Consider the following 14911-nt stretch of genomic DNA (forward strand, 5'->3'; position numbering starts at 1 on the left):
GCAGCCGCAGACCACCCTCGACCACCCGTGCTCTTGGGCGCACTACGGCCCGACCCAGCGGAGCGCTACGGCTCAAGCAAGCGCGGCGACAACGCCCCGCAGGGCACCAGCTCCACCTCGGCCCCCGCATCCCGCAGATCCGTCAGCACCAGCTCGTCGTACATGAGCAGCCCCGACTGCTCGGGCCACACGACCGCCCACAGCCACATCCCGAGCGCCTCACCGGCGAAGACGGCACGGTCGTCGGGGGCGCCGGAGACATGCCACAGCGGGGTCGGGCGGCCGGCGGCGAGCACCTTGGCCTGGGGCGGCTTCTCGACGTTCATGTACGGCCCCGGGTCCGGACCGTCGATGCCCGCGTAGCGCGCGCCGAGGCCGACACCTAGTTCCTCGGCGACCAGGATCAGCTCACCCATGCCGCCCAGCGGACCGGGTCCGGAGCAGGCCACGGCGGTCGCACGGCCGCCACTGCGGTCGTCGCCCGCGCTGGCGACGCCTGCGAACAGCCAGCCGATCGGCAGCGGCCACGGCATCCACACCGGCACATGCGTGCGATGCACGACCACACCGAGGGCCTCGACGCTGGGCGGGATCACGGGCTGCACCGGGTGCACGGTGCCATGCACATCGCACTGCCAGGTGTCGGCGAAGAGTCCGGGAGCCCTGACCCGGCCACCACACTTCGGGCAACTGGGTTCGCCCCTCATAGGCCCCCACGGTCCTACCCCTTCTGCGTCACGTCAAGGACGATCACCCGTCCGGGCGGAACCCGTGCCGACCGAATATAGATGTAGCTTGCATTAATTAGCCTAGCTAACATACTCTGTGCATCGGCCACCTACCTCAGTCCGGATTGGAGAACGCAATGGACCCCTTCGACGCGGGAGCGGGCAGCATCCTGCGGCAGCCGAGGGCCGTGTGGGCGACTGCCGGCGCTTCCGTCGTGGCCTTCATGGGCATCGGGCTCGTCGACCCGATCCTGCCGTCCATCGCCGGCGGCCTGCACGCCACCGCCGGCCAGGTCTCCCTGCTCTTCACCTCGTACTTCCTCATCACCGCCGTGGCGATGCTGGTCACCGGATTCATCTCCAGCCGCATCGGCGGCCGCAAGACCCTGCTGCTCGGCCTCGCGTTCGTGATCGTCTTCGCCGGGCTCGCGGGCACGTCCGGATCGGTCGGCGAGCTGGTCGGGTTCCGGGCGGGCTGGGGGCTCGGCAACGCGCTCTTCGTCTCGACGGCCCTCGCCGTCATCGTCGGCGCGGCAGCCGGCGGCAGCTCGGCGGCGATCCTGCTGTACGAGTCCGCCCTCGGCCTCGGCATGGCATGCGGGCCCCTGCTGGGCGCACTGCTCGGGGACGCCAGCTGGCGCTACCCGTTCTTCGGTACGGCCGCGCTGATGGCGGTCGGCTTCCTGTGCATCGCCGCGTTCCTGAAGGAGCAACCGAAGCCGGCCCGCAAGACCTCGCTGCTGGACCCGATCAGAGCCCTCGGCCACGGCGGCCTCGCGTCCGCGGCGGTCTCGGCGTTCTTCTACAACTACACGTTCTTCACCGTGCTGGCCTTCACACCGTTCGTGCTGAACATGAGCCCGTACCGGTCGGGCGCGGTGTTCTTCGCCTGGGGCCTGCTGCTCGCCGTGTTCTCGGTGATCGTGGCACCGCGCCTGCAGAAGCGCCTCGGCTCGCTGAAGGTGCTCGGCGGCTCACTGGTACTGCTGGCCGTGGACGTGCTCGTCCTCGGCTACGGCGACCACACCACCGCCGTCGTCTGCACGATCCTGTCCGGCGCGTTCATCGGCGTGAACAACACCGTCTACACGGAGCTGGCGCTCGGCGTCTCCGACGCCCCTCGCCCCGTGGCGAGCGCGGGCTACAACTTCGTGCGGTGGTTCGCCGCGGCGGCCGCGCCCTACTTCGCGCCGCGGATCGAGGAGTGGACCGGCAGCCTCCGTATCCCGTTCGTCGTGGCAGCCGTCACAGCCGTACTGGGCTCGCTCGTGGTCGTCGTACGCCGGAAGTCACTGGCGCACGAAGCCGAGGAGCTGGCGCCGGCGCACGCCACCGAGGACAGCGTGACCGTGTTCGCCAACTGACGCTTTTCAGCCACCGGTTGGTGAGGTTGCTCACGCGGCGGTCAGTCCAGCGGGACGGACGTCCGGGCGGGGTCCCGGAGGTCCGTCCCGTTCGCCAGCCAGCGCTCCTGGAGGGCCTGGGCGCCGTGCACTCGCTTCCACGCGGCCTCGTTCGGGGTCATGGGGAGCAGCGGCAGGAAGTGCACGGGATCGGCAGGCTCGTCGAGTTCCAGGTCCTCGACCAGGCCGCCCGGTTCGGCGACCAGGACCGAGGTGAACGGGGCCCCCGGCCACAGCGGCTCACCGACGTCCAGCGAGGCACCCGGAGCCACGATCACGCCCTCCACCTGCGGGGACGCGGCGAGCACGGCGAGCGGGCGGAGCACCTTGTCGGTGTCGGCGAGCCCGGAGCGCACCGAGAGCACCAGCTCGGCGCGGGGGCCGTTGACCGGGTCGGAGACCATCGCGGTGGGGTCGTTCATGGGATGCGCGGACATGCCGAGTGTGGCGTAGCGCACGAGGTCTCCCTCCTGGAAACGGAGTACCTCCATGCGGTCCGTACCGAGGAAGGTGACCGCCGCGCGTGCGTCCGGTTCGCCCAGCGCGGAGCGCAACCGGGCCTCGACCAGAGGGAGAACATCAGCCATGCGCCGAGCATAGAACTCGTCAGTACCGGGCAAAGGAGCGCCTTGACACTTCAGTCGGCTGATACTCTTGCCCGGTGTTCGGGACAGCATGCAGAAGCTTCGCGATCGAGTCCTGACACCGAATTGAGACTCCCCTACGGGGAACCCCGAACGGGGTGTGGATCGTCCCTCACGAGGGACCGGCCGGAGGAGGTGGGGCTGTCATGGATCGAAGTCGACCGTGCAGTACCACTCGCTCTTCCCGCCGCTGATGTAGCTGATCCGGCTGTTCCGCCTCCGGCTGACCGCCGCCTTTCATGCTCGCGTCCTCACGCGGAAGAGCACTTCGTTTCGCTTTGCCTGATCTGTCTGATCTGAATCAGCAACGAAGCCCATCACCGCGACGGTGCGGTGCTCCCCGCTTTGTGGACGTGCCAAACATCCTGAAGTCAGGACGTCCCCATTCCGGGTAGTTCCAACCGTGCTGCGGCCCCCACGCTTCGTTGCCCGTTGCGAAGGAGCTTGCTCATGTCGATGATCCGCGACCTGCGTGCCGTGGTCCGCCCTTCCCGCGTCTCGCTGCGCAAGGACAGTGGCGCTTACGACACCACCCGCGACCCCGCGACGCCCTCCGCCGTCATCGACTGCGCCGTCTACCGCAGCGGCGCCCGCGTCGAGACCCCGCAGCCGCTGACCCCGCACGAGGCGATGCGCCGGGTACGGCGGGACGGAGGCTTCGTGTGGATCGGGCTGCACGAGCCGACCGAGGCCGAATTCGCCGGTATCGCCAGTGAGTTCGGGCTGCACCCGCTGGCCGTCGAGGACGCGGTGCAGGCCCACCAGCGCCCCAAGCTGGAGCGCTACGACGACTCTCTGTTCACCGTCTTCAAGACCATCCACTACGTCGAGCACGACGAACTCACCGCCAACAGCGAGGTCGTCGAGACCGGCGAGGTCATGTGCTTCACCGGCCGGGACTTCTTCATCACCGTCCGGCACGGCGGGCAGGGCTCGCTGCGGGCGCTGCGGCACCGGCTGCAGGACGACCCCGAACTGCTCGCCAAGGGCCCGTCGGCCGTGCTGCACGCGATCGCCGACCACGTCGTCGACGGGTACATCGCTGTCGCCGACGCGGTGCAGGACGACATCGACGAGGTGGAGACCGAGGTCTTCTCGCCCGGCCGCAAGGGCACGCCGCGCGGCACGGACGCGGGGCGGATCTACCAACTCAAGCGCGAGGTCCTCGAGTTCAAGCGCGCCGTGTCGCCGCTGCTGCGGCCCATGCAGCTGCTGAGCGAGCGGCCGATGCGGCTGATCGACCCGGACATCCAGAAGTACTTCCGGGACGTCGCCGACCATGTCGCGCGGGTGCACGAGCAGGTCATCGGCTTCGACGAGCTCCTCAACTCGATCCTCCAGGCCAACCTCGCGCAGGCGTCCGTGGCACAGAACGAGGACATGCGGAAGATCACCTCGTGGGCCGCGATCATCGCCGTACCGACGATGGTGTGCGGGGTGTACGGCATGAACTTCGACTACATGCCGGAGACGCACTGGAAGTACGGCTACCCGGTGATCATGAGCGTCACGGTGGCCATCTGCCTGGGCATCCACCGCACGCTGAAGCGGAACGGATGGCTCTGAGCGGCCCGATCCGGCGACCGGGACCGGGCCGCGGGCGCCTGGATAGGCTTGGGCCATGACAAGCGAGCTGCTCGACCAGGCCCTCGTCGAGGAGGCCACGAAGAAGTCCGGCCTCGTCTGGGTCAGCGGACCCGGCGTCCCGGCCCGGGCGCTGTGGCACGCGTGGCACGAGGGGGCGGCGTGCGTCGTCGGCGACGGGCCGGGCGAGCAGCCGCTGCCGGGGCTGGTCGACGGGGCCACGGCCGAGGTGACGGTCCGCAGCAAGGACAAGGGCGGCCGGCTGGTCTCCTGGTCGGCGAAGGTCGTGGAACTGGCGCCGGGCTCCGAGCAGTGGGAGGCGACGGTCGCCGAGCTGAAGGGCAAGCGCCTCAACGCACCCGACGGTGAGGCCATGCCGTCCCGCTGGGCCCGCGAGTGCCGGGTGCTGCGCCTGGAGCCGACGGGAGCCACCGCCCCGCTGCCGGACGGCTCACTGGCCGAAGCCCCCTTGCCTTCCCCGGCGACGACGCGTCAGCCGATCCCCGCGGGGCTGCCGCGGCTGCTGCTGAAGAAGAAGAAGAAGCGGCGCCGCTAGGCGCTACTGCGCCGGGCGGTGCATCGGCAGGGCGGTCGGGCTGTCGCTGAGCAGCGCCGTCAGGACGTCGGCAGCTGCTTGCCGTAGTCCACCGTCTCGTCCTTGGCCGGCTTCTCCAGCGGGAAGTCCTTGCCCCAGGCTGAGAAGGTCAAGGTGCCCCCGCCGCCCGCGCGGGTGAGGCGGAGAGGGTACGGGGTGCCCTCCAGGGAGACGTCGAGGGTGCCGCCGGCGCCCTTGTCGCCGGTGATGCGGATGGTCGGGGTGCCGTCCTGCTCCTGGCGCCCGTCGGTGGCGAGAGCGCCGTGGAGCGTCAACAGGCCGTCGAGCAGGACACCCTTGTCCGTGAAGCCGCTGAACTTCTTGTACGACGGATCACCCTCCGGCACTCTCACGTACTTGCCGTTCAGCTTGTCCGCTGCCGCATCGGTCTTGGCGCCGTCCGCGTCGCTCCAGAACCCGCCGTCGGCCTTCAGATACAGCTGCTCGCCGATCCGCAGCAGTTGGAACGTGGCCCCCTGGGCGGTGACCGACCCCGTGCCGCCGTCGGAATTCAGCTGCATGTCGAGCTTGTAGGTGCGCCCGCTGGTGACCACGCTCCCGGCGAGGCGGACCGCTTCGGCGGAATCGGCGGCCGTGCGGGACTTGCGCTGGATCTCGGCGGCCGTCAGCTTGCCGACACCGTTGGTGCCCTCGTCCGGGTCCTCACTGCATCCCGTCAGTCCGGCTCCCGACACGACCAGAGCGCACACGGCGCTCACCATCGCGGCCCGGCGAATACGACCCTGAGGAATCGCAGGCACAGGTGGGGCTGCCTTTCTGTTGTGGGACCCGAGCGGCGTACCGCAGCGTACCGGGGTGTCAGGGCTCGGGCGGAGCCAGTCCGTCCGGACTGCTCACCAGGGCGTATCGGATCCGGACGGGCTAGCCTGAAGCCCACCCGAGCGGGCAATTCGGGTAAGCGGCACAGTCCACGAATCGGCAAGCGCATCAGCAGGCAAAGGAGCCTCAGCCATGGCAGCCGGCGCTCCCCGGATCTTCGTCTCGCACCTCGCCGGCGTCGCCGCGTTCGACCCGAACGGCGACCAGGTGGGGAGGGTCCGCGATCTGGTCGTCATGCTGCGCGTCGGCCGGCGCCCGCCACGGCTGCTCGGCCTGGTCGTCGAACTCTCCACCCGGCGCCGCCTCTTCCTGCCCATGACCCGCGTCACCAGCATCGAGTCCGGCCAGGTCATCACGACCGGCGTGCTCAACGTCCGCCGTTTCGAGCAGCGCCCCACCGAGCGCCTCGTCTTCGGCGAGCTGCTCGACCGGCGCGTCACCCTCGTCGAGACCGGCGAGGAGGTCACCGTCCTCGATCTGTCGGTCGGGCAGCTGCCGGCCCGCCGGGACTGGGAGATCGACAAGGTGTTCGTGCGCAAGGGGGGCCGGAGCGGCGCCTTCCGGCGGGCCAAGGGCGAGTCGCTGACCGTCGAGTGGTCCGCCGTCACCGGCTTCACCCTGGAGGAGAAGGGACAGGGCGCCGAGAGCCTCCTCGCCACCTTCGAGCAGCTGCGCCCCGCCGACCTCGCCAACGTCCTGCACCACCTCTCCCCCAAGCGTCGTGCCGAGGTCGCCGCGGCCCTCGACGACGACCGCCTCGCCGACGTCCTCGAGGAGCTCCCCGAGGACGACCAGATCGAGATCCTCGGCAAGCTGAAGGAGGAGCGTGCCGCCGATGTCCTAGAGGCCATGGACCCGGACGACGCGGCCGACCTGCTCGCTGAGCTGCCGGAGGACGACAAGGAGCGGCTGCTGAGCCTGATGCAGCCCGCCGACGCGGCCGACATGCGCCGCCTGATGGCGTACGAGGAGCACACGGCCGGCGGGCTGATGACGACCGAGCCGGTCATCCTGCGCCCCGACGCCACCGTCGCCGACGCCCTCGCCCGGGTCCGCAACCCCGACCTGTCCCCCGCCCTGGCCGCCCAGGTCTACGTCTGCCGACCGCCCGACGAGACCCCGACCGGCAAGTACCTCGGCACGGTCCACTTCCAGCGGCTGCTGCGCGACCCGCCGTACACGCTGGTCAGCTCGATGGTCGACGAGGCTCTGGAGGCCCTGGACCCGGACGCGGCGCTGCCGGTCGTCGCCGGGTTCTTCGCGACGTACGACATGGTCGCGGCGCCCGTCGTTGACGAGTCCGGATCGCTGCTGGGCGTGGTGACCGTGGACGACGTACTGGACCACATGCTTCCCGACGACTGGCGGGAGACGGAGTTCCACCTGGACGAGGGCGCGGGCGAGGGGGTGACGGTGAATGGCTCCTGAACGCGAGGGCACGCGCGAGCGCGTCGTGTCGGGCGCCACCGCGACCACCCGGGCGCCCCGTACGCGCCTCGACCAGCCCCGCCCGCCGCGCCGCCGGATCCTGCCCGAGTGGGATCCGGAGGCCTTCGGACGGCTGTCGGAGCGCGTCGCCCGCTTCATCGGCACCGGACGGTTCCTCGTCTGGATGACGATCGTGATCATCGTGTGGGTGCTGTGGAACATCGCCGCACCGGGCGATCTGCGGTTCGACGAGTACCCGTTCATCTTCCTGACGCTGGCCCTGTCCCTGCAGGCCTCCTACGCCGCCCCGCTGATCCTGCTCGCGCAGAACCGGCAGGACGACCGCGACCGGGTCAACCTGGAGCAGGACCGCAAGCAGAACGAGCGGTCGATCGCCGACACCGAGTACCTGACCCGCGAGATCGCCGCGCTGCGCATCGGCCTGGGCGAGGTGGCCACCCGCGACTGGATGCGCTCGGAGCTGCAGGACCTGCAGAAGGACCTGGACGAGCGGGGCAACGGTCACCGGCACGGCGGTCACCGCGAGCACGGGGTATTCCCGGCAGATCGGTCTGCTGGACGTGACGTAGACGACCGCTGACGGGCTTACCCGGGCATGGCTACCGCGCCGTACCATCGTCCTATGGCTACGGAAGACGCGGTGCGCGAAGCACTGGCGACGGTGAACGACCCCGAGATCAACCGTCCCATCACCGAACTGGGGATGGTCAAGTCGGTGGAGATCGGTGCGGACGGTGCGGTCGCGGTCACCGTGTACCTGACGGTCTCCGGCTGCCCGATGCGCGAGACGATCACCCAGCGCGTGACGGACGCCGTCTCCCGCGTCGACGGCGTCACCCGTGTCGACGTCACCCTCGACGTCATGAGCGACGAGCAGCGCAAGGAACTGGCGAACGCCCTGCGCGGCGGCACCGCCGAGCGTGAGGTGCCCTTCGCCAAACCGGGCTCGCTGACCCGCGTGTACGCGGTCGCCTCCGGCAAGGGCGGCGTCGGCAAGTCGTCCGTGACGGTCAACCTGGCGGCGGCGATGGCGGCCGACGGCCTCAAGGTGGGCGTCGTCGACGCCGACATCTACGGCCACAGCGTGCCGCGCATGCTGGGCGCCGACGGGCGTCCGACCCAGGTCGAGAACATGATCATGCCGCCGTCGGCGAACGGCGTGAAGGTCATCTCCATCGGCATGTTCACGCCGGGCAACGCCCCGGTGGTCTGGCGCGGCCCGATGCTGCACCGCGCGCTCCAGCAGTTCCTGGCGGACGTGTACTGGGGTGACCTGGACGTCCTGCTCCTGGACCTTCCCCCGGGCACGGGCGACATCGCGATCTCGGTGGCCCAGCTGGTCCCGAACGCGGAGATCCTCGTCGTCACCACGCCTCAGCAGGCGGCCGCCGAGGTCGCCGAGCGGGCCGGCTCCATCGCCGTCCAGACCCACCAGAAGATCGTCGGCGTGGTCGAGAACATGTCCGGCCTGCCCTGCCCGCACTGCGACGAGATGGTCGACGTCTTCGGCACGGGCGGCGGCCAGAGGGTCGCCGAGGGCCTCACCCGCACGACGGGCGCCAACGTCCCGGTCCTCGGCAGCATCCCCATCGACGTCCGCCTGCGCGAGGGCGGCGACGAGGGCAAGCCGGTCGTCCTGACCGACCCGGACTCCCCGGCGGGCTCGGCCCTGCGCGCGATCGCGGGGAAGCTGGGAGGCCGCCAGCGGGGCCTGTCGGGCATGTCGCTGGGGATCACGCCGCGCAACAAGTTCTGAGTGCTGTACGAGGATGGGGGCGCCGTCTCACCGGACGGCGCCCCCATCGTCGTAACCGTGTCTCACGGCAGGCCGAAACCTAGGCGTACGCCGAGATGTCCTTGATCATGGCGAAGCCCAACCCGTACGCGCTCATGCCTCGCCCGTACGCCCCCACGTGCACCCCCTCCTGAGTGGAGCCGGCCAGCACCCAGCCGAACTCGGACTCCCGGTAGTGGAAGGGCGTGGGCACCCCGTCCACCGGCAGGGACAGCGTCGACCAGTCCGAACCCTCGAGGTCGTCCGCGAGGGCCCACGCCGTCTCCGTCTGCTGATCCAGCCAGTCGTCGCGCAGCGAGTGGTCCATCTGGCCCGGCCAGGTGAAGGACAGCAGCCCCACCCCCGCGAGCCATGCCGCCGAGGACACCGACGTGGCCTCCAGCAGCCCCGTACCGTCGGCGCTGCGCCGGGACGGGTTCGCCGCGACGGTCACGACCACCGCGAACTTCTCCCGGTCCTCCGTCGCCTCGTTCCGTACGGAGGGCTCGTCGCCGTGCCCGACCGATCCGTGTTCCACGGACCCGTCGGCCGCCATGCCGACCTGCATCAGCCAGCGCGGCCCCGTGAAGGCCTCGTCGAGGCCGTACCACGGGAAGGGCGCCAACAGGTAGCCGTCGACCGTACGCCGGGCGGTGGGGACCTGCTGCCCGCTCTCCGCGGCCGGTTCCTGCGCGACTGCCCGACTCGTCGTCTGACTCGTCGTCTCCATCTGCCCGGACGCCTCCTCGTTCTCGCCGGACCAGCCCGGCCCGCCCCCCTTCGGGCGTACTCGTCCGGTCCGCACAACAACTCGGCAGCATAGCCACACCGCTGCGAGCAGCCGTGAAACCGCCCGGCGCGCGGGGCGCGCAGAGGGCGGGTTCAGGCCGTGCACGACCCGAGCGGAGTATGAGAAGCGTCACGTACGGGCGGTGTCCCGCCCGCCTGTTCGTACCGGTCAGGTGGCGTCGGCGTCGTAGGGCGGGCGCTCGTCGCGGGGGTTCTCCGGCTTCTTCGTCATGTCGATCGCGCCGGCGGCGGAACCAGAGGTTCCCGAGGCGGAGGACGACGAGGACGATTCCGCGTCACGGCTGTGGACGGCGTCGGTGACCTCGGCCATTTCCTTCTTCAGGTCGAAGCCGTTGCGGATCTCCTTCAGCCCCAGCTCGTCGTTGTCCAGCTGCTTGCGGATGAACGCCTTGGGGTTGAGGTCCTCGAATTCGAAGTCCTTGAACTCCGGACCCAGTTCCTGCCGGATGTCCTGCTTGGCGCTCTCCGAGAACTCGCGGATCTTGCGGATCGTCCGCGTGGCGTCCTGGATGAGCTTGGGGAGCTTGTCCGGACCGAAGACGAGCACGGCGAGGACAATGAGCGTCACCAGCTCGAGCGGTCCTATGTCATTGAACACCTGAAGCTCCTTGCGATGTCCTCGGTCGGCTCCACGGTACCCGGCGATCCGCTACGACCGGTACTGTCCCGAGGCCTCCGAATGCGGGTGGGCGTGCGGTTTTCCGGGTTGTTTGCCTTATCAGGACCCGTGTGGGGGGTGACGCGGGTCACGCTGAGAGGTTTCTGTGAGTCTCGGCCCCGCTCAGTCTCCGCTCGACGAGCCCAGCGTCAGCGACACCGAGATCTCCTTTCCGCCGCGCTCCAAGGTCAGTTCCAGCCGGTCGCCGGGGCGGTGGGCGCGGGTCCTGACGATGAGTTCCTCACCGGAGTGCACGCGCTGGCCGTTGACCTCGGTGATGACGTCGCCCGACTTGATGCCGGCCTTGGCGCCGGGGCCGCCGCCGGTGACCGCGGGGCCGCCGTCGCTGCCCTTGGCGCCGACGCGGGCTCCGTCGCCGGTGTAGTCCATGTCGAGGGTGACCCCGATGACGGGGTGGGTCGCCCTGCCCGTGTTGATCAGCTCCTCGGCGACGCGCTTCGCCTGGTTGACCGGGATGGCGAAGCCGAGGCCGATGGAGCCGGCCTGGCCGCCGTCGAGGTCGGATCCGCTGTCGGCGGAACGGATCGCGGAGTTGATGCCGACGACACGGCCCTGGGCATCGAGAAGGGGGCCTCCGGAGTTGCCCGGGTTGATGGGCGCGTCGGTCTGCAGCGCGTCGACGTACGACACGTCACTCCCGTCGCCGCTCTCACCGCCGGCCGTGATCGGCCGCTCCTTGGCGCTGACGATGCCGGAGGTGACCGTGCCCGCCAGGTCGAACGGGGCGCCGATGGCCACGACAGGGTCGCCGACGTGGACGTTGTCGGAGTTGCCGAGCGGCAGCGGGGCGAGGCCGCGGACGCCGGTGACCTTGACGACCGCGAGGTCGTAGCCGCCGTCCCGGCCGACGACGGTGGCCTTCGCGGTGTCGCCGCTGTGGAAGGTCACGGATATCTCGCCGTCATCGCCCGCGGGTTCGACGACGTGGTTGTTGGTGAGGATGTGACCGCGGTCGTCGAGCACGAACCCGGTGCCGGTGCCCTGCTCCTCGTTGCCGCTCACATGCAGCGTCACGACACTCGGCAGGGCACGCGCGGCGATCCCGGCGACGCTGTCCGGCGCCCGCCCGGCGGACTCACTGCCGGCCTGCGGCAGCTCCACGTCCCCCACCCCCCCGTTGCGCTCCAGATACGTCCCCACGGCACCACCGACCCCACCGGACACGAGCGCGAGCAGCAGGGCACCGACGAGGAGCGCCTTCCTTCCGCGGCTGCGGCTCGGCTCACCGGTGACGCCTGCAACGCCGTTGTGCTGGAGGGGGCGGTGGGGTGGGGGGTCGTGTGGGGGTGCGGGACCAGGGGTCGTAGTTCTGCCATGGGTCGGCGGGGGGTGGGGCGTCCGCCGCCGGAGCCGCCGGGGCGGGGGTGGCCTGGGTGGCTGTGCCGGGCGCCGGAGGCGCTGTCTGGGCGGGGATGCCGGGGGCGCCGCCGTGACGGTTGAGCTGAGGGCTGGGCTCGGCGTGGGGGTGGGTTCGGCGACGGACGGGGGCGGGGGTACGGGTGGCGCGGGTGCGGGGTGTGCTGCGTCCTGGGTGCCGGTCGTCGGGGCGGGTGCAACGGGCTCGGGCATCGGCACGCCGTGCGCCACTGGAGGGGTCGCTACGGACGTCCCGTGCGCGGGCGTGGTCGCCGGGTGCTGGACCGGCGGAGCGGGCGCCCAGGGGCCGGGCTCGCCGTAGGGCGGGGTGCTGTAGGGGTCGGGGTCGTGCAGGGGCTTGGGGCGCTCGGCGTCGTCAGCAGCTCCGACTGCCGTGACCGTCACGTCTGCCTCCGGGACGGACGCGGGTGCTCCACTCGGCCGCGCCAGCTCGAAGTCCCCCTCGCCCGAAGCCGCGTCGCCGTCACCGTCACCGTCGCCGTCCACGCGCGCAGCAGGCCGCGCCAGTACGAAGTCCGTCTCGGCGGAAGCCCCGTCACCGCCACTGCCGCTCACCGCAGGCCGAAGCTCGAAGTCCCCCGCCTTTGCGGCCCCGTCGCCGGCTGCTCCCACCGCGGGCCGCGCCAGCTCGAAGTCGCCCTCGGCTGACGTCCCGCCACGACCGTCGCCGACCGCGGGCCGCGCCAGCTCGAAGTCGCCCTCGACATCGGCACCGTGGCCCCGCGCACCGGCGTCCCCGGCAGCCCCGTCCGGTGTCGTCGGCCCGCTCAAGTCGTCCGGCGCCCGAGCCGGCCCCTCCGGCTCGGCCGAGGGCCCCTGCGGTCGAGGTCGGTTCCACCACTTCGCCTTCGCGGGCTTCCCCTCGTTCATGCTCTGCTTCCTGCTCACTGCTGACCCGATGCTCGAGTAGGGCGCTCCGCTCCTGGCCGCGTCCGGACGGACACGGCCGGCGTCCGGCTGGGCAGCCTCAGCCGATCGGTCGCCGCCCCGCAGCCCGTATGCCGGCTGTTCCAAGGAGCCCCGCCCGAACGGTGCCGCGCCGACGGCAGCGGCTGCATGCGATCCCTGGCTTCCCGGCAGGCCGCCACCGGGACGTCCCGGCGCCCGAATGCCTACTCGACTCTGCGCTGTCGCACTCAGGTTCCCCCCAGGAAACCGGCGACCTCGTGCTACCCCCCATCCGGCACGCGGCGTCAACGGCGGCCGCAGCCCAACCACTCCGCGCCCGGCCCACAGGCACGGCGCACGGCCCACCCTGGATTCAATCAGGTTCGTGGGCCGCTGCGCAGAGGCCGGGTCAGCGGCCGGTGGCCGGTGGGGCGGAGGGGGATGAGGTCACGTCGGGGAGCGTTGCGGTGAGCAGTTCGGGGGCCGCCGTGATCGCGGCGGTCGTGGCCCACGAGGTCAGGGCGAGCGGCGGGGTCGCGCTGAGCGGGCGTATCAGCGGGGACATGGCGGCCGCGCCGGCCACCACGGGCGCGGCGAGGGTGTGTATGTCCGCGTCGGCGTGCTGGGCCGGCATCCCGGGCAGGAGGGGAGCCGCGACCTCGGTCGGGGCCGCGGGGGTGTCGGGCGTCTGCGCACCCTGTCCCTGTGCGAGCAGGGGGCCCAGGGCACGGCGGCGCTGGCTCTCCGGTGCTGCCGCGGCGCCCGTGCCCTGGGTCCGCGTCGGCGTCACGTTGCTGCCGGTCCCCGAGCCGCTGCGCGCTTCCGCGTCGGTCGGCGCGCTGGTCGTGACGCCGCCCAGCGAGATGGCCGCCAGCGACACCGCGCCCGCCGCGACCAACGCGAACCTCATCCGGGAGGACGCGCGGTCGGCGTCATGGCGGCCCACGGGGTGGGTGCGGAAGCCACGGTCGGAGACGGGAAGCGCCGGGACGGCGTGCGAACGCGACGGGACGTAGCCGAACTCGAAGCGGTCGTCCTGCTTCACTCCGAAGACCCCGGCGCCGGGCCGTCCGGACAGGCCGCCGAATCCTCCCCCGCCAAGCGGCGAGCCGCCGCCGTCCAGGTCACCTCCCCCGGGGAGGCCCTGAAGACGGGCCAGGAAACTCTCGGAGGGAGGCGGCGGGGCCGCCTCCGCGAAGACGTTCTTCAGTCGGCGCTGGGCGTCGGCCTCCGACTTGCACCTGGCGCAGGTCGCCAGGTGGGCCAGGACACGCTCGCGCGTCTCATGACCGAGCTCTCCGTCGACGAGGGCGGAGAGTCGGTCGCCAAGGTGCTGCTCGGCGAGGAGCCGTTCGGCGGGGTTGGGTCGGGTGCCACTCACGCGGTCGCGCCCCCTCCCCCCAGTGCAGGCACACGCGGCACGAAGGAGCGGCGCTCGGCACGCGCCTCCGGCGAACGGTGCGCGAGGGCCTTGCGCAGCTGGGAACGGCCGCGGTGGATACGGGACCGGACGGTGCCGAGCTTGACACCGAGGGTCGCGGCGATCTCCTCGTACGACAGTCCTTCGATGTCGCACAGGACGACCGCGGCGCGGAACTCGGGCGCAAGCGTGTCGAGGGCCTGCTGGACGTCGGCGTCGAAGTGCGCGTCGTTGAAGACCTGCTGGGGCGTGGGCTCCTTGCTGGGCAGCCGCTCGGCGGCGTCGTCGCCCAGCGCGTCGAAGCGGATGCGCTGCTTACGACGGACCATGTCCAGGAAGAGGTTGGTGGTGATGCGGTGCAGCCAGCCCTCGAAGGTGCCCGGCGTGTACGTCGACAGGGAGCGGAAGACGCGGACGAAGACCTCCTGCGTCAGGTCCTCGGCGTCGTGCTGGTTGCCGGTGAGGCGGTACGCCAGGCGGTAGACACGGCCGCTGTGCGTGCTGACGATCTCCTCCCAGGTGGGCGGAGTCCACGCCTGCCCGTCCGCGTCGGTGGAGAAGGTCGCGGTCTGGGCATGGTCGGCGGCGTGGCTGTGGTCAGCGGTGTCGTTCACGGATTTCGGCCTACCTGCCGATCCGAGAAAGCGCCGGAGCACTCCTCCCCGATCCACAGGCGCAGCCGCACCTCCCCTATCGGCTCTGGTGGTGTCCAGTGGAGCC

General features: G+C 71.1%; 14 protein-coding genes. 6 read left to right on the forward strand and 8 right to left on the reverse strand.

What is annotated here, in order from left to right:
- Window positions 1-65: 65 nt before the first annotated feature.
- Window positions 66-707 carry a DUF6758 family protein gene (locus OHO27_RS13955; RefSeq protein WP_328423740.1) on the reverse strand — a complete coding sequence of 214 codons (642 nt, stop codon included), beginning with the start codon at window positions 705-707 and terminating at the stop codon, window positions 66-68.
- 158 nt (window positions 708-865) lie between these two features.
- Here OHO27_RS13955 and OHO27_RS13960 point away from each other — a divergent pair, with 158 nt between their 5' ends.
- Window positions 866-2092: an MFS transporter gene (locus OHO27_RS13960; protein WP_328423742.1), complete on the forward strand. Its 1227-nt coding sequence runs from the start codon at window positions 866-868 to the stop codon at window positions 2090-2092.
- Window positions 2093-2133: 41 nt separating this feature from the next.
- Here the strand turns inward: OHO27_RS13960 and OHO27_RS13965 are convergent, their stop codons facing one another.
- Window positions 2134-2718 carry a suppressor of fused domain protein gene (locus OHO27_RS13965; protein WP_328423744.1) on the reverse strand — a complete coding sequence of 195 codons (585 nt, stop codon included), beginning with the start codon at window positions 2716-2718 and terminating at the stop codon, window positions 2134-2136.
- 507 nt (window positions 2719-3225) lie between these two features.
- On the opposite strand from OHO27_RS13965, the gene OHO27_RS13970 reads away from it, so the two are divergent.
- The gene (locus OHO27_RS13970) at window positions 3226-4341 is read left to right on the forward strand and encodes a magnesium and cobalt transport protein CorA (RefSeq protein ID WP_328423746.1); all 1116 of its coding nucleotides are present in this window, start codon (window positions 3226-3228) and stop codon (window positions 4339-4341) included.
- Between the two features lie 55 nt (window positions 4342-4396).
- Complete coding sequence (locus tag OHO27_RS13975) at window positions 4397-4915, forward strand: hypothetical protein (RefSeq protein WP_328423748.1); 519 nt, start codon at window positions 4397-4399, stop codon at window positions 4913-4915.
- Window positions 4916-4974: 59 nt separating this feature from the next.
- On the opposite strand, the gene OHO27_RS13980 is transcribed toward OHO27_RS13975, so the two are convergent.
- Window positions 4975-5715 (reverse strand): hypothetical protein, encoded by a 741-nt coding sequence (locus tag OHO27_RS13980; RefSeq protein ID WP_328423750.1) that lies wholly within the window; start codon window positions 5713-5715, stop codon window positions 4975-4977.
- Between the two features lie 211 nt (window positions 5716-5926).
- On the opposite strand from OHO27_RS13980, the gene OHO27_RS13985 reads away from it, so the two are divergent.
- From OHO27_RS13985 to OHO27_RS13995, 3 genes are read left to right on the forward strand one after another with little or no spacing between them, the layout of a single operon-like run.
- Window positions 5927-7222: a magnesium transporter MgtE N-terminal domain-containing protein gene (locus OHO27_RS13985; protein ID WP_328423752.1), complete on the forward strand. Its 1296-nt coding sequence runs from the start codon at window positions 5927-5929 to the stop codon at window positions 7220-7222.
- Window positions 7212-7823: a DUF1003 domain-containing protein gene (locus tag OHO27_RS13990; protein WP_328423754.1), complete on the forward strand. Its 612-nt coding sequence runs from the start codon at window positions 7212-7214 to the stop codon at window positions 7821-7823. The genes OHO27_RS13985 and OHO27_RS13990 overlap by 11 nt, the downstream gene beginning before the upstream one ends.
- Before the next feature lie 42 nt (window positions 7824-7865).
- On the forward strand, window positions 7866-8999 hold the full coding sequence (locus OHO27_RS13995) for an Mrp/NBP35 family ATP-binding protein (protein ID WP_328423756.1): 1134 nt from the start codon (window positions 7866-7868) through the stop codon (window positions 8997-8999).
- Between the two features lie 79 nt (window positions 9000-9078).
- Here OHO27_RS13995 and OHO27_RS14000 read toward each other — a convergent pair whose 3' ends face one another.
- From OHO27_RS14000 to sigE, 5 genes are all read right to left on the reverse strand, one after another.
- Window positions 9079-9747, reverse strand: a complete 669-nt coding sequence (locus tag OHO27_RS14000) for a hypothetical protein (RefSeq protein WP_328423758.1) — start codon at window positions 9745-9747, stop codon at window positions 9079-9081.
- Window positions 9748-9975: 228 nt separating this feature from the next.
- Window positions 9976-10425 (reverse strand): sec-independent translocase, encoded by a 450-nt coding sequence (locus OHO27_RS14005; RefSeq protein WP_328423760.1) that lies wholly within the window; start codon window positions 10423-10425, stop codon window positions 9976-9978.
- Window positions 10426-10608: 183 nt separating this feature from the next.
- Window positions 10609-12753, reverse strand: coding sequence for a trypsin-like peptidase domain-containing protein (locus tag OHO27_RS14010; RefSeq protein WP_328423762.1), 2145 nt, complete (start codon window positions 12751-12753; stop codon window positions 10609-10611).
- Window positions 12754-13180: 427 nt separating this feature from the next.
- On the reverse strand, window positions 13181-14152 hold the full coding sequence (locus tag OHO27_RS14015) for an anti-sigma factor family protein (RefSeq protein ID WP_328423764.1): 972 nt from the start codon (window positions 14150-14152) through the stop codon (window positions 13181-13183).
- On the reverse strand, window positions 14149-14847 hold the full coding sequence (gene sigE, locus OHO27_RS14020) for an RNA polymerase sigma factor SigE (RefSeq protein ID WP_328423766.1): 699 nt from the start codon (window positions 14845-14847) through the stop codon (window positions 14149-14151). Before sigE ends, OHO27_RS14015 begins: the two co-directional genes overlap by 4 nt.
- Window positions 14848-14911: the final 64 nt, after the last annotated feature.

The sequence above is a fragment of the Streptomyces sp. NBC_00443 genome (genome assembly GCF_036014175.1).
Taxonomy (GTDB): domain Bacteria; phylum Actinomycetota; class Actinomycetes; order Streptomycetales; family Streptomycetaceae; genus Streptomyces.